Below are 18,205 nucleotides of genomic sequence, written 5' to 3'. Positions count from 1 at the left end.
AAATTCAAATGGGTTTTCTTGCCGCTATTGTCAGGCCTGTTCGCGGGGCGGCCCGGTGCCTTTTCCGCACTGGGCCACCGGCCTTCGTCGGCGGGGTGGTGGACCGCCCGCCCCCGGATCGTGGCGCGAAGACAAACGGGTATGCCTGTGTGTGTTGTTCATCAGAATGTCCCCACAAACCAGTTTTTCACGCGCTCCAGTGCGCCTTGCATGGAGCCCGCTTTCTGCGCCACCTTGTGGCCACGAACGCGGGCCAGCCGGGCTTCTTCCAGCAAGCCCATCACAGCGGACGAACGGGGCTGCGCCACCATGTCCGACAACGCGCTGGCGTAGTGCGGCATGCCGCGGCGCACCGGCTTGAGGAAGATGTCTTCCCCCAGCTCGACCATGCCGGGCATCACTGCGCTGCCGCCGGTGAGCACGATGCCCGAGGACAGCACTTCCTCGAAGCCCGATTCCCGCACCACCTGTTGCACCAGGGCGAAAATTTCTTCGACCCGCGGCTCGATCACACCCGCCAGTGCCTGGCGGCTCAGCATGCGTGGGCCGCGGTCACCCAGACCGGGCACCTCCACCTGCGTGTCCGGGTCGGCCAACAGCTGTTTGGCGCAACCGCTTTCCACCTTGATGTCTTCGGCGTCTTTGGTCGGGGTGCGCAGCGCCATGGCGATGTCGCTGGTGATCAGGTCACCGGCGATCGGGATCACCGCCGTGTGGCGGATGGCCCCCCCCGCAAAAATCGCCACATCGGTTGTTCCGGCGCCGATATCCACCAACACCACGCCCAGTTCTTTTTCGTCTTCGGTCAACACCGCCTGACTGGAGGCCAGGGGGTTGAGCATGAGCTGGTCCACTTCCAGGCCGCAGCGGCGCACACACTTGATGATGTTCTCTGCAGCGCTCTGGGCACCCGTGACGATGTGCACCTTGGCTTCGAGGCGTATGCCGCTCATGCCAATGGGTTCCTTGACCTCCTGGCCGTCGATCACAAACTCCTGGGGTTCCACCAGCAGCAGGCGCTGATCGGTCGAAATGTTGATGGCCTTGGCCGTTTCAATCACGCGGGCCACATCGGCCTGGGTGACTTCTCGGTCCTTGATCGCCACCATGCCACTGGAATTGATGCCACGAATGTGGCTGCCGGTGATGCCCGTGTACACACGGGCAATGCGGCAGTCGGCCATCAGTTCGGCCTCTTTCAATGCCGCCTGGATGCTTTGTACGGTCGCGTCGATGTTGACCACCACGCCGCGCTTGAGGCCGTGACTGGCCGAGACGCCCAGGCCCGCGAGCTTGAGTTCGCCATTGGCCTGGACCTCGGCCACCACCACCATGATTTTGGCGGTGCCAATGTCGAGTCCAACCACCAGATCCTTGTATTCCTTGGCCATGATCGTTTCTTGTTTACCGGGTCTTTGAGGTGGAAGAAGGGCCGTCTTCGGTGACGGTGGTCACGCCGCGCATGCGCAGGGCGTAGCCGTTGGGATAACGCAGGTCGACCGATTGCACGGCGCCTGGATAACGTTGCGTGAGCTGGCTGAGCGTGGCGGTGAAACGGTGAACCCGCTCCAGCAGCTCGGCCGATTCACCACGGCCGAGTTCGATGGCTGCGCCGCTGTCCAGCGTGGCACGCCAGCTGCCTTGGTCGGTGAGCTCGAGCCGCACGATTTCAAGCTCCAGGCGCTTGAATTCGGTAGAAAGGATCTGGAACAAATCCCAGACACGTCCAGACAGTTCTGGCGGACCCGCCAGCTCAGGCAAACCTTCGCCCTCATCCGGACTGGCCTCAAACACTTCGCCCATCCGGCTGACGAGGTAGCCCGAACCCGCTTGTCCCCACCAGGCCACCGCACGGTGCTCTTCCAGCGTCACACGCAGGCTGTTGGGGAAGTCCCTTTGCACGCGGGCATGGCGCACCCAGGGCACCGATTCAAACATTGCGCGCACGGGTTGCAGGTCGAGCGCCAGCAAGCCGCCGGCCAGATTGGTTTTCAAGGACGAGGCGAGCTGCGCGCGCAGCCCCACAGCGTTCTGGTGGTCCACCTCGCCTTGCACGGTGATGGAGCGCACCGCCCAGAAGGGGTGGCGCAGCACCCAGTTGCCCAAAGCCACCAGGCACAGGACGGCGAACACCATCACCAGGGTGTTGGTCACCACAGTCATGAGTTTGACGTCCAATGGAAGGTCGGGTTGGGACATGGCGGGGCGGGTTGTTAGCCGTGCGTGGAAACAGCGTTGTCCAGCAATGCGCCGGCCAACAGGGACAAACACAGGTCTTCGTAAGACAGGCCAGCCGCGCGCGCCGACATCGGCACCAACGAATGGCCGGTCATGCCGGGCGAGGTGTTGATTTCCAGCAGGTAGGGCTGGCGGGTGGTGGCGTCGATCATCACGTCGGCACGCGACCAGCCACGGCAATCCAGCGTGAGGAAGGCTTTCAGGACCAGCGCCTGGATGCGCTCTTCTTCGCCCTCGGGCAATCCGCAGGGCACGAGGTACTGGGTGTCGTCGGTGAAGTATTTGTTCTGGTAGTCGTAGTTGCCGTCAGGCGCCACGATGCGGATCACAGGCAAGGCACGCGCCTGGTCACCCGTGCCCAGCACCGGGCAAGTCACTTCGTCGCCTGCGATGAACTGCTCGCACATCACCATGGGATCTTGCAGCGAGGCCAGCGCATAGGCCGCTTCACATTGCTCCAGCGTGGTCACTTTGGTGAGCCCGATGGTTGAACCCTCGCGCACCGGCTTGACGATCATGGGCGATCCGAGATCAGCGAAAGCCGCGCGGGTATCTGCTGCACTCCTGACCTGCCGCCAGGCGGGAGTGGACAGGCCTTCGGCGATCCAGATGCGCTTGGTCATGAGCTTGTCCATGGCCACGCTGGAGGCCATGACACCAGGGCCGGTGTAGGGAATGCCCATCAGCTCAAGCGCTCCTTGCACCGTGCCGTCTTCGCCGAATCGGCCATGCAAGGCGATAAAACACCGGTCAAAACCTTCATGCTTGAGTTCGCTCAACTCGCGTGCGGCCGGATCAAACGGGTGTGCGTCGACGCCCTTGGCCCGCAGCGCCGTCAGGACACCGTTGCCCGACATCAAGGAGACCTCGCGCTCGGCCGAGCGGCCGCCCAGGAGGACGGCCACTTTGCCCATGGCCTTGGGATCGACAGCGGGAAGGTTCAGTTGGTTTGTGTTCATGCTGGTTCTGCTTTCTCGGCGGCGGCTTGCGCCAGCTCCACGGTCTGGCCAGCGACGGCCCCGATGGTGCCCGCGCCCATGCACAGCACCACGTCGCCATCCTGTGCGTTGTCCAGGATGGCCTGCGGCATGGCGGAGATCTCATCGACGAACACCGGCTCAAGCTTGCCCGCCACCCGCAAGGCGCGTGCGAGAGAGCGGCCATCGGCGGCCACGATAGGCGATTCGCCAGCGGCATACACCTCGGCCAGCAGCACCGCATCGGCCTGGCCGATGACCTTCACAAAGTCTTCGAAGCAGTCGCGTGTTCGGCTGTAGCGGTGGGGCTGAAAGGCCAGCACCAGGCGCCGGCCTGGGAACGCTCCGCGCGCTGCGGACAAGGTCGCGGCCATTTCCACCGGGTGGTGACCGTAGTCGTCCACCAGGGTGCAGGTACCACCCGAAGGCAGCGCCACTTCACCGTAGTGCTGGAAGCGGCGTCCCACGCCCTTGAATTCGGCCAACGCTTTCACCACCGCAGCGTCCGGCACACCCAGCTCTTCGGCGATACCGATGGCCGCGAGCGCGTTGAGCACGTTGTGGTTGCCCGGCAGGTTCAGCACCACGTCAAGATCGGGCAGGGAGCCAGTGTTGTTGGCCCGCTGGACCGTGAAGTGCATTTCACCGGCCACAGGCCGCACATTGACTGCGCGCAACTGCGCGTCCTCGGCGAAGCCGTAGGTGGTGATCGGTCGTGCGATCAACGGCAGGATGTCGCGGATCGCCGCATCGTCCACACAAACCACGGCCGCGCCGTAGAAGGGCATGCGGTGCAGGAATTCGATGAAGGCGCCCTTGAGCCGCTCGAAGTCGTGCCCATAGGTGTCCATGTGATCGGCGTCGATGTTGGTCACCACCGACACCACCGGCAACAGGTTCAGGAACGAGGCATCGGATTCGTCGGCTTCGACCACGATGTACTCGCCCGAGCCCAATTGGGCGTTGGCTCCCGCGCTGTTGAGGCGCCCGCCGATGACAAACGTCGGATCCATGCCGGCGGCGGCCAACACACTCGCCACCAGACTGGTGGTGGTGGTTTTTCCGTGGGTGCCGGCAATGGCCACACCCTTTTTCATGCGCATCAACTCGGCCAGCATCACCGCCCGTGGCACCACTGGGATCAACTTGGCGTGGGCTGCCACGACTTCCGGGTTGTCTTCTTTGACTGCGGTCGAGGTCACGATGGCATCCGCGCCTTCGATGTACCGCGCATCGTGGCCCAGGAATACCTCGGCGCCGAACGACACCAGGCGCCGTGTGGCCGCGTTCTCGCCCAGGTCGCTGCCCGAAATGCGGTAACCCTGGTTCAGCAGGACCTCGGCGATGCCGCTCATGCCGGAGCCACCGATGCCGACGAAATGGATATGGCGAATGGCATGTTTCATGCCGGTGTCACTTTCGAAAGTTGTTCACAGGCGGCCACAACGGCTTGCACAGCATCGGTTTTTTGCATTTGTTTGGCTTTCAACGCCATGTTCAGCAGTTGGTCACGTGTCACGGTCTTCAGGCGTTCGGCCAGCATGGCAGGCGTCAGCTCGGTTTGCGGCACGAGCCAGGCGGCCCCGGCCTCAACCAGAAAGCGGGCATTCGTGGTCTGGTGGTCATCCACGGCAAAGGGGAAAGGCACAAACAGGGCGGCGGCCCCCACCGCAGCGATCTCGGTAACCGTGCTGGCGCCTGAGCGGCAGAGAATGAGATCCGCGTCGGCAAAGGCCTGGGCCGTGTCATCAATGAAGGGGGTCAGATCGGCGGTCACGCCAGCCGCAGCGTAATTGGCGCGCAAGGCGTCGATCTGTTTCTCACCGCTCTGGTGCAACACGGTCGGCCGTTGATCCACGGGCAACAGGGCGAGTGCTTGGGGCACGGTGTCGTTGAGCGCCTTGGCGCCCAGGCTGCCACCGACCACCAGCAAGCGCAGCGGGCCGGTTCGCCCCTGCCAGCGTTGCGCAGGCCCTGGCTGGCGCAGGAACTCACTGCGCAAGGGGTTGCCCACCCATTCGGCTTTTGCAAACACGTGGGGGAAAGCGGTGAACACCCGGTCAGCGAGTCCGCTCAACACCTTGTTGGCCATGCCCGCCACCGAGTTTTGCTCGTGCAGCACCATGGGCTTGCCCAAAAGGGTGCCCATCATGCCGCCCGGGAAAGTGATGTAGCCCCCCAAGCCCACCAAGACGTCGGGGCGGACCCGGCGCACGACCTGAAGCGCCTGCCAGAAGGCCCTGAGCAAACGCAGCGGCAGCAACACCAGGGTCTTGATCCCTTTGCCACGCACGCCACCAAAGTCGATTGTCTCGAGCGCAAAGCCCCGGGGGGGTACCAGCCGGCTTTCCATGCTGCCGGGCGAGCCCAGCCAGTGCACCCGCCAGCCGCGTTCGTGCAAGGCCTCGGCCACGGCAAGGCCCGGGAAGATATGCCCGCCGGTGCCGCCAGCCATGATCAGGGCGCAGGGTTGGCGGCTCATGAGCGACCTCCCTTCATCAACAAACGGTTCTCATAATCCACGCGCAGGACGATGGACAAGGCAATCAATTCCAGCAGGATGGCCGATCCGCCGTAGCTCATGAGGGGCAAGGTGAGGCCTTTGGTCGGCAAGGCCCCCAGATTCACGCCGATGTTGATGAAACACTGAAAACCCATCCACAGGCCAATGCCCTGGGCCACCAGGCCGGAGAAGACCTGGTCCAGTGCGATGGCTTGTCGGCCAATGTGCATGATGCGGCGAATCATCCAGAGAAAGACACCGATCAGGATCAGCACACCCACCAGACCAAACTCCTCACCGATCACGGCCAGCAGGAAGTCGGTGTGTGCTTCGGGCAACCAGTGCAGCTTCTCCACGCTGCCACCCAGGCCCACGCCGAAAATTTCACCCCGGCCAAAGGCAATCAAGGAGTGCGACAGCTGATAGCCTTTGCCCAACGCGTATTCGGCGCTCCAGGGATCGAGATAGGCAAAGATGCGCTCCCGACGCCATTCGCTCATCATGACCATCAGGGCAAACGCACCGACAACCACCAGGGCAATCAGGAAAAACATGCGGGCGTTCACACCGCCCAGAAACAGGATACCCATGGCGATGACCACGATCACCATGAAGGCACCCATGTCGGGTTCGGCCAGCAACAACATGCCCACAACGGCGAGCGCCACTGCCATGGGCAACACGGCGGCGAAGAAGCGCTCCTTCACCTCCATCTTGCGGACCATGTAATCGGAGGCGTAGAGCAAGACCGTGAGCTTGGCGAGCTCGGACGGCTGGAAATTGATGATGCCCAGCGAGAACCAGCGGCGTGCGCCATTGACGCCTTTGCCGATGAAGGGAATCAACACCAGAACCAGCAGCAGCAGGGCCAGTGCAAACAGCCAGGGCGCCATGCGCTCCCAGCTGTTCATGGAAAACTGGAAGGCCACCATCGCCCCGATCAGCCCAATGGCGATGGCAATGCCATGGCGCATCACAAAATGGGTCGAGGCGTAATTGGCAAAACGGGGGTTGTCGGGCAATGCGATGGAGGCCGAATACACCATGACGATGCCCCACGACAGCAGGGCAACGATCACCCAAACCAAGGGCTGATCAAAACCCAGCTCGCCCACGGGCGTGCTGCGGGTGCCGGCGTAGGTGCGATTCGAAAGGCGCACAGGCAGGCCATCGCCCGTGGCCGGGCGCAAGCCCACCAAGCGCGGCAGCTGGGCGACAACACTGTCTCGCCAGCTTTTGAAAGTTGCACGAAGGGCCTTCATCACAAAGTGCCCTCCATATCCACACCGTGCTCATGCGCGATATCGGCAACGGCTTGTACAAACACCCGGCCACGGTGTGGGTAGTTGTCGAACTGGTCGAGACTGGAACACGCCGGCGACAGGAGCACGGCATCGCCCGACAACGCAGCGCCTGCCGCCAGCTGGACCGCATCGACCAGGCTGGCTGCGTCGTCCAGCGGTACCCCTGCATCAGACAGGGCGGCGTGGACACTGGCACGGATCGCAGGGGCATCGCGCCCAATCAGGAAAACGGCACGGGCGTGCTGCGCCAAGGCGGGTGCCAGCGGCGAAAAATCCTGCCCTTTGCCATCACCCCCAAGGATCAGGACCAGGTGCCGCTCAGCGCCCAAACCCTGAATGGCGGCCAGCGTCGCACCGACGTTGGTTCCCTTGCTGTCATTGAAGTACTCCACGCCTTCAATCAGCGCCACGGATTCAACCCGGTGCGGTTCGCCGCGGTATTCGCGCAGGCCGTGGAGCATCGGCGCCAGCTGTGCGCCAGTCGACGTGGCCAGCGCGAGCGCCGCCAAAGCATTGGCGGCGTTGTGCCGCCCTCGGATGCGCAGCGCATCGGCGGGCATCAGCCGTTGGAAATACAGATCTTCTTCGTCGTCCTGGTTGCGACCCTTCTTGCGGGTTTCGTCCACGGCCAGTGCGCGCACCAACCAGGTCATACCGTTGACCGTTTCCAGGCCCCAGTCGCCAGCCCGCACAGGCTCGTCCAGCCCAAAACTGGCCCAAGGGCGTGCGGGTTGCTGGCGGTTGCGGCCGCTGATTTTCACCGTGACCATTGGCGGCACGAACGCCAGCGTGTGGGGGTCGTTGCGGTTGACCAGCATCAGGGCTTGTTGCCCGAACACTGCGGCCTTGGCCTGCGCATACGCGTCCAACGAACCATGCCAGTCGAGATGGTCCTCGGAAATATTGAGCACCGTGGCGGTCGTTGGAACCGCATCCCAGGGTCCACCGGCGGTGGCATCGAGCTGGAAGCTGGAAAGCTCCAGCACCCAGACTGCAGGCAAATGGGGCGGTTGAGGGGGCTCCACCGGTGGTGGCACCAGCAAGGGAGCCGCGCCCTCTTCCTCCGCGTCCACCGAACCGGCTTCATCAGCCGCTTCGTCATCGGTTGCGTCAACCTCCACATCGGTCGCAGGTGCTTCATGCACCAAACGGCCCTGGACCGGCTCATTCGCCGTTTCGCTGGACGGGACCGTCACTGTCTCGGCCTCGGCTGTGGTCGCGGCCTCTTGCGCCAGCTGGGCCGCCTCGGCAAGGTCTTGTTCGTTGGCCGTGGCCTCGGCATCCAAAGCCTGCGACAACACATCCAGCAACGCCGGGCCAATGTTGCCCGCCACCGCGACCGGCACGCCGCAGCGCTCCAGCAACAAACCGGTCAGGGCCGTCACGGTGGTTTTGCCGTTGGTTCCCGTGATGGCCAGCACCTTGGGGCGGTAAGCCCACTCAGCGCGCTGGCCCAATTCACCCAACGCAGCCGCAAACAGGTCCAGCTCACCCCAGAGGGGGACGCCGTGTTCCTCCGCCCATTCACGCACACCGCTCAATGCCGCCGGGGCCAGGCCGGGGCTGCGGGCGATCAGGTGCCAACCACACCGGTCCATCAATTCCCGGTCAAAGGCGCCGTGAAGGAAAGCCACCTCAGGGCATTGCTCCCGCAAAACGCCCAGCTGCGGGGGCTGTGCCCGGGTATCGGCCACCGACACCTTGGCACCCGCTCGCACGCACCAACGCGCCATCGCCAGGCCGGAGATGCCCAGGCCCAGGATCAGAACGGATTGGTCCTTCAAGTGGTTCATCGCAGCTTCAAGGTGGACAGGCCCACGAGGCACAACAACATGGTGATGATCCAGAAGCGCACGACCACCTGGGTCTCCTTCCAGCCCTTTTTCTCAAAATGGTGGTGCAGCGGCGCCATCTGCAGCAGGCGGCGACCCTGGCCGTAGCGGCGCTTGGTGTACTTGAACCAGCCCACCTGGGCCATCACCGACAGCGCCTCGACCACAAAGATGCCGCCCATGATGGCCAGCACGATTTCCTGGCGCACGATCACGGCGATGGTGCCCAGCGCCCCGCCCAAAGCCAGCGCGCCCACGTCTCCCATGAACACCTGCGCCGGGTGGGTGTTGAACCAGAGGAACGCCAGGCCGGCTCCGGCCATGGCCGCGCAGAACACCAGCAGCTCGCCAGCGCCCGGAAGGTGCGGCAGCAGCAGGTAGCGGGAGAACACCGAGCTGCCCGTCACATAGGCAAAAACACCCAATGCCGACCCGACCATCACCACCGGCATGATGGCCAGGCCATCGAGACCATCGGTGAGATTCACGGCGTTGCTCGATCCGACGATGACCAGGTAGGTCATGATCACGAAACCGAACACACCCAGGGGGTAGCTCACTTCCTTGAAAAAGGGCACCAGAAGGCCTGCACGGGGCGGCAGGTCGATGGTGAAGCCCGAGACCACCCAGTTGTAGAACAGCTCCAGCACCCGCAGGTTGCTGGTTTCCGACACGCTGAACACCAGATAAAAAGCGGCAAGCAATCCGATCACGGACTGCCAGAAATACTTCTCCCGCGAGCGCATGCCCTCAGGATCCTTGTGCACGACCTTGCGCCAGTCATCGACCCATCCGATCGCACCAAAGCCCAGGGTGACCAGCAGCACAATCCAGACAAAGCGGTTGGAGAGGTCAAACCACAGCAGCGTGGAAAGCGCGATCGCAAACAGGATCAGCACGCCCCCCATGGTCGGCGTGCCGCTCTTGCTCATGTGGGACTGCATGGCGTAGTCGCGGATCGGCTGACCAATCTTCAGCGCGGTGAGGCGGCGGATGAAGAACGGCCCAGCGACCAACCCCACAATCAGGGCGGTCAGGGCGGCCATCACGGCGCGAAAGGTCAGGTACTGCACCACCCGCAGGAACCCGAACTCGGGTCCCAAGGTTTGCAGCCACTGGGCCAGACTAAGCAGCATGCGACGCATCCTTTTTGGGTTGTTGTTGGGCCAGGCGCGCAGACGCCGCCTGCAAGGCGTTCACCACACGCTCCATTCGCATGAAACGGGATCCTTTGACCAGCACGCTGCGGTATTCGGCCGCAGTGGCGCAAATTTGGGCCGCCAGCGCGTCCACATCGCCCCACAGACGAGGCGCTTCTGCACCCTCGGTCTGCAAGGCCGCGACGGCCTGCGCCATCCAGGCTCCAGCCACATCCACGTTGTCAATGCCCCGGGCCTGCGCATGGCGCAGCACTTCCAGGTGAAACGCCAGGCCTTCGTCACCCACTTCGCCCATATCCCCCAACACCAGCCGACGCGGCCCGGGCAGCTCAGCCAGCACATCGATGGCGGCAATCACCGAATCGGGGTTGGCGTTGTAGGTGTCGTCCACCAGGGTCATGGGACCGGATGCCCACATGATCTCGCTGGCCCGCGAGCGGCCACCCACGGGCTCAAACTGCGTCAGTCCTTGCGCAATTTTTTCAAGGGACACGCCAGCCGCCAGCGCACACGCCGTGGCCGCCAGCGCATTGCGCACGTTGTGCCGTCCTGCGATGTGCAAGCGGCAGTTGAACGCGCCTTTTGGTGTGCGGATGTCCACACTCCATGCACCGTCGATCCAGTCGGCCTGGCCAGCCTGCACCTCGGCCGCGGGATCGCGATCGCTGAAGGTCAGCTGCTCCCGTGCACCCGCGAGGCCACGCCAGACTGCCGTGTGCGCGTCATCGCTGGGGAAGACCGCAACGCCGCCATCGGACAGCGCCCGGATCACCTGGCCGTTTTCAATCGCCACCGCTTCGATCGTTGCCATGAATTCCTGGTGTTCACGCTGCGCGTTGTTCACCAGCGCCACGGTCGGCTGGGCCAGTCCGGCGATGTAGGCGATTTCACCCGGGTGGTTCATGCCCAGCTCCACCACGGCAAGGCGATGGGTGTCGCGCAGGCGCAGCAGGGTGAGTGGAACACCAATGTGGTTGTTGAAATTGCCCTGCGTGGCCAACGCCGCGTCACCCACTTCGGCGTGCAGAATGGCGGCGACCATCTGTGTCACCGTGGTCTTGCCGTTGCTCCCCGTGACGGCGATCAACGGCCCAGACCACTGTTGCCGCCAGCGCTGGGCCAGTTGGCCCAGTGCCTCCAAGGTGTCGGGAACCTCCACGCCACCCAGACCAGCGTCGGCCAGGCCCTGGTGCGCGATGGCACCGACGGCGCCAGCCGCTTGCGCCTGGGTCAAAAACGTGTTGGCATCAAAGCTGTCACCCTTGAGCGCGACAAAAAGATCGCCCGCTCGCAGACTGCGAGTGTCGGTGTGCACGCGCTCAATAGGACCAGCCAAGGCCCCGACCAACTGGGCGTTCGGCAGTTGCGGCAGCAGTTGCTCCAGAATTTTCATGCCTGTGCTCCCGCCATCTGCGGTCGCAGCTTCAAGGCGGCGCTTGCGTGGCCCAGATCCGAAAACGGGGTCTTCACACCCTGGATATCCTGGTAGTCCTCATGGCCCTTGCCCGCAATCAACACCACATCCCGAGCGTCGGCTGCCTTGATGGCCACTGCGATCGCGACAGCGCGATCCACTTCAACCATCGCCTCGCCGGCGTCCAGAACGCCCTGCACCATCTGCGCCAGAATCCGAGCCGGATCTTCGCTGCGCGGGTTGTCGCTGGTCAGCACCACACGCTGGGCCTCCCGCTCGGCCACCGCGGCCATCAGGGGTCGCTTGCCCGCATCCCGATCACCACCGCAACCAACCACGACCCACAATGAGCCCCCCCGCTCTGCGGTGATGGGTTGCAGGGCTTGCAAAGCTTTCTCCAGGGCATCGGGCGTGTGGGCATAGTCCACCAGCACCATCGGCTGACCAGTCTGCACCTCTCCCGCCCGCTCCATGCGACCCGGCACCGGCGTCAGGGACGCGCAGGCCTTCACAGCGTCATCCAGCGCAACACCCAAAGCGCGCAAGGTGGCAAGACCACACAACACATTGCTGACGTTGTACTTCCCCACCAGCGAAAGACGCAAAGTGGCTTGCGCGCACACGGCGCCCTGGCGGTCACACTCTTCAATGGTGAACCGCATGCCGTCCTTGGTGTGGGTCAGCCCTTGGGCCGACAGGCGCGCGGGGCCGCCCACGCTCACCGTCCACGTGTCGACGGGCCGGCCTTGCAGGCCGGTCAACAAATCTGCACTCCTGGCATCGTCCAGATTGATCACCGCTGCCGCCAGCTCCGGGCGATCGAACAGGCTGGCCTTGGCCGCCCAGTAGGCAGGCATGCTGCCGTGAAAGTCCAGGTGGTCCTGGGTGAAATTGGTGAACACCGCGACACGGATGCGTGTCGCGTTGAGGCGCCCTTCGACCAAACCAATGGAAGAAGCCTCAATGGCGCAGGCTTCCAGGCCGCTGTCGCGCATGCTGCGCAGACGCGACTGGAGCAGCACCGGGTCGGGTGTGGTGAGGCCGGTGGGCACGAGGGCATGGCCGGACTCACCCGCCAGGGGAGGACGGCCGATGCCCAGGGTTCCGACCACAGCGCAGGGCGTGTGTGCGGCCGACAGCAACTGCGCGACCCACCAGGCCGTGGAGGTTTTGCCATTGGTTCCCGTGATAGCCACCACGGCCAGCGATGCGCTCGGATCGCTGTGGAAGGCGCTGGCGATGGCGCCGGCCTGGGCCTTGAGATCGGGCACCGCGATGACCCGCGCATCGTCGAAATCGAATGCCTCGACGCCGGCGCGCTCCACCACGGCAACTGTGGCTCCGGCCTCCAGCGCCGAACGCACAAAGCGACGACCATCGGTCGCAGCGCCGGGCCAGGCCACAAAACCATCGCCCGTCGCCACCAGGCGGCTGTCGCACACCAGCGCCCCCGTTACGCGCTCGCGCAACCACTGCGCGACCGCCACAGGCGTATTCATCTCGACGCTCACCTTGAACCTCCGGCCATGGCAGAAGGCAACATGCAATGACCGTGGTTGATCACGTGGGCGGCGGGCATCAAAACGACTCCTCCACCGCTTCAGTCACGATCTGTGGCTTCACGTTCATGTCCGGCTGAACCCCCAGAATACGCAAGGTCTGCTGCACCGTTTCGCTGAAAACGGGCGCGGCCACCAGACCCCCGAAGTACTTGCCATTCGAAGGCTCATCAATCATCACGGCGACCACAATGCGCGGTGAATCGATCGGTGCCAGTCCGACGAACCAGCTGCGGTATTTGTTGGTTGAATAGCCCTTGCCTTCGACCTTGTGCGCTGTACCCGTCTTGCCACCCACCGAGTAGCCCATGGTCTGTGCCAGCGGGGCCGTGCCGCCTGGGCCTGCGGCCATGGCCAACATATTTCGCACGGCCAGGGCATTCTGGGCGCTGAACACGCGAACGCCCGTTGCCCGGTCTGCGTTCTTCATCAATGAAATCGGGATCAATTCGCCGTCGCGGGCAAAAATCGTATAGGCCTGCGCCAGCTGAAACAGCGACGCCGAGAGCCCATAGCCATAACTCATGGTGGCCTGCTCGATCGGACGCCAGCTCTTGTAGGGGCGCAGCCGACCGGTGACCGCGCCAGGGAAAGGCAGCTGCGGCTTCTGACCAAAGCCGGCCTGGGCAAACACTTCCCACATCTCACGCGGCTGCATCTGCATGGCGATCTTGACCGTGCCCACGTTGCTCGACTTCTGGATAATTTCGTTGACCGTGAGCACCCCATGGGGATGCGAGTCACTGATCGTTGAGCGGCCGATCGTGATACGTCCTGGCGCCGTCTCGATCTGGGTGGTGGGCGTGACCAAGCCCTTTTCCAACGCCAGGGAGATGGTGAAGGGCTTCATGGTCGAGCCGGGTTCAAAGCTGTCGGTCAGAACACGGTTGCGCAGCTGCTCACCCGTCAGATTTTGCCGGTTGTTGGGATTGAAGCTGGGGTAGTTGGCCAGCGCCAGCACTTCGCCCGAAACACTGTCAAGCACGACCACACTACCGGCCTTCGCCTTGTTTTTTTCCACCGCTTCACGCAGCTTCTGGTAGGCAAAATACTGTACCTTGCTGTCGATGGACAGCTGGAGGTCTGGACCATCCACCGGCGGGATCACGTCGCGCATGTCCTCGACCACACGCCCCAGTCGATCCTTGATCACGCGGCGAGAACCATTGCGACCGGAGAGCGCCTTGTTGAACGCCAGCTCAACGCCCTCCTGTCCGCGGTCTTCCACGTTGGTAAAGCCGACCACATGCGCAGCTGCCTCACCCTCAGGGTATTCGCGTTTGTATTCACGGCGCTGGTAAATGCCCTTGATGCCCAGCGCAGCGATTTCCTTGGCAATCGGGGCATCAACCTGCCGCTTGACCCAGACAAAAGTCTTGTCTTCGTTGGCCAAGTGCTTTTTCACATCCGACAAGCGCATGTTCAGCAACTTGGCCAGTTCTTGCAGCTTGGGATCCGCTTTGTCGACATCTTCCGGAATGGCCCAGATGCTTTGCGCCACCACACTGGAGGCCAGGATCAGGCCGTTGCGATCGAGCACACGCCCACGGTTGGCCGGCAACTCCAGCGTGCGCGCAAACCGCACCTCTCCCTGGCGCTGGAAAAAATCATTGCCAAACACCTGGACATAGGCGGCCCGGGCACCCAGACCGGCAAAGGCAATGGCCAGAGCGGCCACAATGAATTTGCTGCGCCAGACCGGCGTCTTGCTCGCCAGCAATGGGCTGGCGCTGTAGTTGATGCTGCGACTGGACGCTGAACTGCGGCGCTTGCTCATCGCTGCACCTCCTGCGCCGGTGCCACCGAAGGCGCGGTCTGACCCGATACCGTCACATACTGCGTGATGCCAGGGCTGACTGGGCGCATGGCCAGCTTGCTGGTGGCCAGCTGCTGCACACGCGCAGAAGCGGCCTGCTCTCGCTTGAGCACCCGCAGCTGCTCGTGCTCCGAATCCAGACGGCGAGACAGTGCATTGGCACGGTCCAGCGACGTGTACAAGCGACGCGATTCGTACTGGGTGTGAACCAGATAGAAAGCGCTGACCATCACCGCGAGCATCAACGCAAGGTTGAGGCGGATCATGCGGGCGCCTCCGTGCGTGTGGCCACGCGCATGACCGAGCTGCGCGAACGCGGATTGCGCTCCACCTCGGCCTTGGACGGCATCACCCGGCTCACGGCCTCAAGCGGCATGGCTCGAGGTTCAACGAAAGGCACGCGCCGGTCCACCACAGCACGGGAATGCCGCGCCATGAACTGCTTGACCATGCGGTCTTCCAGCGAGTGAAAACTGATCACCACCAGCCGACCATCAGCGCCCAACACGTCCAGGCTGGCGTCTAGCGCTTGTTGCAGCTCCTCAAGCTCGGCGTTGATGAAAATCCGAAGAGCCTGAAATGTGCGCGTTGCAGGGTCCTTGCCCGGCTCGCGGGTTTTGACCGCGCCAGCCACGACTTCGGCCAACTCACGGGTGGTTCGAAAAGGGCCCCGTTCCTGTCGGCGACGATCAATCGCCGCTGCAACCTGTTTAGCAAACCGTTCTTCGCCATATCCACGTATCACCTCCGCGAGGGTGGGCACTTCGACCGTTTCCAGCCACTGAGCCACGCTCTGGCCGCGCGTGGTGTCCATGCGCATGTCCAGAGGTCCGTCGTGGCGAAAAGAAAAACCCCTTTCGGGGTCGTCGATCTGGGGCGAGCTCACCCCCAAATCCATGAGCACCCCATCTGCCGCACCAACACCCAGTTCGCCCAGATGGCAAAAACCCTGGTGCCTGAAGGACAGGCGGGGATCACCCTCAGCCATCGCCTGTGCAGCAGCGATGGCCTGCGGATCTTTGTCAAATACCGTGAGCCGCCCCTGGGGTGACAAGCGCTCGAGAATGAGGCGCGAATGACCACCGCGGCCAAACGTGGTGTCGACATAGTGACCGTCCGGCCGGATGCCCAAGGCATCGACCGCCTCATTCAGCAGCACGGTCTGGTGTTGTCTTTCGTTTTGCACCATGAGCCTCAGAAGGAAAAGTCCTTGAGCACATCGGGCATCTCGGCCTGCTTGGCCTCTGCTTCCTTGACCGCGTAGGTCTCGGCATCCCAGAGCTCGAGGTATGAACCCATGCCCAGCAAAATGGATTCGCGCGTGATACCTGCGTCGGCTCGCAGCTCAGGCGAAACCAGCACACGCCCCGAGCCATCCATCTCCACATCCATGGCATTGCCCAGGAAGATGCGGCGCCACCACTGGGCCTGCATGGGCAAAGCGGCAATGCGCTCTCGAAAGCGCTCCCACTCCGGACGAGGGAATATCATCAGGCAACCGTGGGGGTGTTTGGTGATCGTCAACTGGCCGGTGTCTGCTCCCAAGGCGTCACGGTGCCGTGTGGGCACGGAAAGCCGGCCCTTGGCATCGAGACTGAGAGAAGAAGCACCCTGAAACACAGCGATCAATCCTTGAAAAACACTTTTCACCACTTAATTGCACTTTTTCCCACTTTATCAGGAAAAGCCATGCACGCAAGGGCGTGGTCATTCTTTTTTTCAATGAAATCAACCACTTAGAACACATTTTGAAGCAAGATATTGCTTAAAAATGCAGCAAAAGCAAGCACTTACAACGCCCTGTGAAAGTGATGTGTGAGCAAGTTGGGTGGCACCAGATCCGTGCACAGGCCGACAAGCGGCCTTGTCTCAAGGTCCCATCCGCTCCCACAGGGACCGCATTCAACGAAAAAACCGCGCCACACAGTCAGTGCGACACGGTTTCCAGCCTCCATGCAGCCCCGTGAAAGGGCCTCGCCTCAGACTCAGAGGATGTAGCGCGACAAGTCTTCGTTGCGGCTGAGCTCGGCGAGGCGCCCATCAACATAAGTGACATCGATGGTCACCGTCTGGCCCTCCAGCTGGGTGGCGCCAAAGCTCACTTCATCCAGCAAGTGCTCCATCACGGTGGCCAGGCGCCGCGCGCCGATGTTTTCGGTGCGCTCGTTCACATCGCAGGCGATCTGGGCCAACCGGCGAATGCCCTCGGGCGTGAATTCAACGGTCACGCCCTCGGTGGCCAGCAAGGCCTGGTACTGGCGAACCAGAGAGGCATGGGTTTGCGTCAGGATTGCTTCAAAATCGTCGACCGACAAAGATTGCAGTTCCACCCGGATCGGGAAGCGACCCTGCAACTCAGGAATCAGATCGCTGGGCTTGGCCAGGTGGAAGGCACCGCTGGCAATGAACAGGATATGGTCGGTTTTGAGCATGCCATGCTTGGTGGACACCGTTGTGCCCTCCACCAGTGGCAACAGATCGCGCTGCACACCTTGACGCGACACCTCTGCGCCGCCGGCGTCGCTGCGCGACGCCACCTTGTCGATCTCGTCGATGAACACAATGCCGTTTTGCTCGGCATTGTGCAGCGCTCGCGTCTTGATCTCTTCCTCATTGACCAGCTTGCCCGCCTCTTCGTCGATCAGGAGCTTCAAGGCCTCGGCTATCGGCAGCTTGCGCTTGCGGCGCTTGTCCTGGGCCATCTGGCTGAACATGCCGCGCAGCTGCTCGGCCATGTCTTCCATGCCGGCTGGCCCCATGATGTCCATGGTCGGCCGGGGTTCGGCCAGATCCACCTCGATCTCACGGTCATCGAGCAACCCTTCGCGCAGCTTCTTGCGGAACGTCTGGCGCGCGGTGTTGTCGCCACCCAGCGCTGGCGGCTCGCCGGGTGCGCTGCGGGGCGGCGGCACCAGCACATCGAGAATACGCTCCTCGGCGGCGTCTTCGGCCCGCGCACGCTGGTTGCGCATTTCGACCTCGCGCGTCTGTTTGATCGCGATCTCCACCAGGTCGCGGATGATGCCATCCACATCCTTGCCCACGTATCCGACCTCGGTGTACTTGGTGGCCTCGACTTTGATGAACGGCGCGTCCGCCAGGGCGGCCAAGCGCCGGGCAATCTCGGTCTTGCCGACACCGGTGGGTCCGATCATCAAGATGTTCTTGGGCGTGATCTCGGGTCGCAGCTTCGCGTCCACCTGTTGACGGCGCCAGCGGTTGCGCAATGCAATGGCCACAGCACGCTTGGCCCCATTTTGGCCAATGATGAAACGATCGAGTTCGGAGACGATCTCCTGGGGGGTCATGGATGACATAGGGGATGACTCTCAATATTTGGGACGCCTGGGACAGGCGTTGCCGGTGGTGACACCGGAAGTTCAACAAGGAAGAACAATCCAG

Annotated in this window: 15 protein-coding genes; all 15 read right to left on the bottom strand. The window is 63.0% G+C overall.

All coding sequences use genetic code 11. The features are described from left to right. Window positions 1-161 precede the first annotated feature (161 nt). Window positions 162-1,391, bottom strand: coding sequence for a cell division protein FtsA (gene ftsA, locus E5678_RS20490; protein ID WP_136180238.1), 1,230 nt, complete (start codon window positions 1,389-1,391; stop codon window positions 162-164). A 13-nt stretch (window positions 1,392-1,404) separates the two neighbouring features. Further along, the gene (locus tag E5678_RS20485; RefSeq protein WP_136180237.1) at window positions 1,405-2,199 is read right to left on the bottom strand and encodes a cell division protein FtsQ/DivIB; all 795 of its coding nucleotides are present in this window, start codon (window positions 2,197-2,199) and stop codon (window positions 1,405-1,407) included. A 14-nt stretch (window positions 2,200-2,213) separates the two neighbouring features. Beyond that, window positions 2,214-3,197 carry a D-alanine--D-alanine ligase gene (locus E5678_RS20480; protein WP_136180236.1) on the bottom strand — a complete coding sequence of 328 codons (984 nt, stop codon included), beginning with the start codon at window positions 3,195-3,197 and terminating at the stop codon, window positions 2,214-2,216. Then, window positions 3,194-4,621 (bottom strand): UDP-N-acetylmuramate--L-alanine ligase, encoded by a 1,428-nt coding sequence (gene murC / locus E5678_RS20475; protein WP_136180235.1) that lies wholly within the window; start codon window positions 4,619-4,621, stop codon window positions 3,194-3,196. Before murC ends, E5678_RS20480 begins: the two co-directional genes overlap by 4 nt. Next, window positions 4,618-5,697: an undecaprenyldiphospho-muramoylpentapeptide beta-N-acetylglucosaminyltransferase gene (murG, locus tag E5678_RS20470; RefSeq protein ID WP_136180234.1), complete on the bottom strand. Its 1,080-nt coding sequence runs from the start codon at window positions 5,695-5,697 to the stop codon at window positions 4,618-4,620. The genes murC and murG overlap by 4 nt, the downstream gene beginning before the upstream one ends. Next, window positions 5,694-6,980, bottom strand: a complete 1,287-nt coding sequence (ftsW, locus tag E5678_RS20465) for a putative lipid II flippase FtsW (RefSeq protein WP_136180233.1) — start codon at window positions 6,978-6,980, stop codon at window positions 5,694-5,696. Before ftsW ends, murG begins: the two co-directional genes overlap by 4 nt. Then, window positions 6,980-8,815: a UDP-N-acetylmuramoyl-L-alanine--D-glutamate ligase gene (gene murD, locus E5678_RS20460; protein WP_136180232.1), complete on the bottom strand. Its 1,836-nt coding sequence runs from the start codon at window positions 8,813-8,815 to the stop codon at window positions 6,980-6,982. Before murD ends, ftsW begins: the two co-directional genes overlap by 1 nt. Continuing rightward, on the bottom strand, window positions 8,812-9,990 hold the full coding sequence (gene mraY, locus E5678_RS20455; protein WP_136180231.1) for a phospho-N-acetylmuramoyl-pentapeptide-transferase: 1,179 nt from the start codon (window positions 9,988-9,990) through the stop codon (window positions 8,812-8,814). The genes murD and mraY overlap by 4 nt, the downstream gene beginning before the upstream one ends. Further along, window positions 9,980-11,407: a UDP-N-acetylmuramoyl-tripeptide--D-alanyl-D-alanine ligase gene (gene murF, locus E5678_RS20450; RefSeq protein WP_136180230.1), complete on the bottom strand. Its 1,428-nt coding sequence runs from the start codon at window positions 11,405-11,407 to the stop codon at window positions 9,980-9,982. Before murF ends, mraY begins: the two co-directional genes overlap by 11 nt. Next, window positions 11,404-12,927, bottom strand: coding sequence for a UDP-N-acetylmuramoyl-L-alanyl-D-glutamate--2,6-diaminopimelate ligase (locus E5678_RS20445; RefSeq protein WP_136180229.1), 1,524 nt, complete (start codon window positions 12,925-12,927; stop codon window positions 11,404-11,406). The genes murF and E5678_RS20445 overlap by 4 nt, the downstream gene beginning before the upstream one ends. Window positions 12,928-13,006: 79 nt before the next feature. Further along, window positions 13,007-14,764 carry a penicillin-binding protein 2 gene (locus E5678_RS20440; RefSeq protein ID WP_136180228.1) on the bottom strand — a complete coding sequence of 586 codons (1,758 nt, stop codon included), beginning with the start codon at window positions 14,762-14,764 and terminating at the stop codon, window positions 13,007-13,009. Next, window positions 14,761-15,069 carry a cell division protein FtsL gene (gene ftsL, locus E5678_RS20435; protein ID WP_136180227.1) on the bottom strand — a complete coding sequence of 103 codons (309 nt, stop codon included), beginning with the start codon at window positions 15,067-15,069 and terminating at the stop codon, window positions 14,761-14,763. Before ftsL ends, E5678_RS20440 begins: the two co-directional genes overlap by 4 nt. Beyond that, window positions 15,066-15,992: a 16S rRNA (cytosine(1402)-N(4))-methyltransferase RsmH gene (gene rsmH / locus E5678_RS20430; RefSeq protein WP_136180226.1), complete on the bottom strand. Its 927-nt coding sequence runs from the start codon at window positions 15,990-15,992 to the stop codon at window positions 15,066-15,068. Before rsmH ends, ftsL begins: the two co-directional genes overlap by 4 nt. Before the next feature lie 5 nt (window positions 15,993-15,997). Next, on the bottom strand, window positions 15,998-16,423 hold the full coding sequence (gene mraZ, locus E5678_RS20425) for a division/cell wall cluster transcriptional repressor MraZ (protein WP_136180897.1): 426 nt from the start codon (window positions 16,421-16,423) through the stop codon (window positions 15,998-16,000). Window positions 16,424-16,788: 365 nt separating this feature from the next. Further along, entirely contained in the window at window positions 16,789-18,120 is a 1,332-nt protein-coding gene (hslU, locus tag E5678_RS20420) for an ATP-dependent protease ATPase subunit HslU (protein WP_136180225.1), read from the bottom strand. Window positions 18,121-18,205: the final 85 nt, after the last annotated feature.

The sequence above is a fragment of the Hydrogenophaga sp. PAMC20947 genome, assembly GCF_004795855.1.
GTDB lineage: Bacteria > Pseudomonadota > Gammaproteobacteria > Burkholderiales > Burkholderiaceae_C > Hydrogenophaga.
Note: the sequence above shows the minus strand (reverse complement) of the source record. Positions and strands in the feature narration are given on the sequence as shown.

Coding starts and splice junctions, on each gene's coding strand:
- ftsA (WP_136180238.1), bottom strand. CDS start 1,391: ATGGCCAAGGAATACAAGGATCTGGTGGTTGGACTCGACATTGGCACC.
- E5678_RS20485 (WP_136180237.1), bottom strand. CDS start 2,199: ATGTCCCAACCCGACCTTCCATTGGACGTCAAACTCATGACTGTGGTG.
- E5678_RS20480 (WP_136180236.1), bottom strand. CDS start 3,197: ATGAACACAAACCAACTGAACCTTCCCGCTGTCGATCCCAAGGCCATG.
- murC (WP_136180235.1), bottom strand. CDS start 4,621: ATGAAACATGCCATTCGCCATATCCATTTCGTCGGCATCGGTGGCTCC.
- murG (WP_136180234.1), bottom strand. CDS start 5,697: ATGAGCCGCCAACCCTGCGCCCTGATCATGGCTGGCGGCACCGGCGGG.
- ftsW (WP_136180233.1), bottom strand. CDS start 6,980: ATGAAGGCCCTTCGTGCAACTTTCAAAAGCTGGCGAGACAGTGTTGTC.
- murD (WP_136180232.1), bottom strand. CDS start 8,815: ATGAACCACTTGAAGGACCAATCCGTTCTGATCCTGGGCCTGGGCATC.
- mraY (WP_136180231.1), bottom strand. CDS start 9,990: ATGCTGCTTAGTCTGGCCCAGTGGCTGCAAACCTTGGGACCCGAGTTC.
- murF (WP_136180230.1), bottom strand. CDS start 11,407: ATGAAAATTCTGGAGCAACTGCTGCCGCAACTGCCGAACGCCCAGTTG.
- E5678_RS20445 (WP_136180229.1), bottom strand. CDS start 12,927: ATGAATACGCCTGTGGCGGTCGCGCAGTGGTTGCGCGAGCGCGTAACG.
- E5678_RS20440 (WP_136180228.1), bottom strand. CDS start 14,764: ATGAGCAAGCGCCGCAGTTCAGCGTCCAGTCGCAGCATCAACTACAGC.
- ftsL (WP_136180227.1), bottom strand. CDS start 15,069: ATGATCCGCCTCAACCTTGCGTTGATGCTCGCGGTGATGGTCAGCGCT.
- rsmH (WP_136180226.1), bottom strand. CDS start 15,992: ATGGTGCAAAACGAAAGACAACACCAGACCGTGCTGCTGAATGAGGCG.
- hslU (WP_136180225.1), bottom strand. CDS start 18,120: ATGTCATCCATGACCCCCCAGGAGATCGTCTCCGAACTCGATCGTTTC.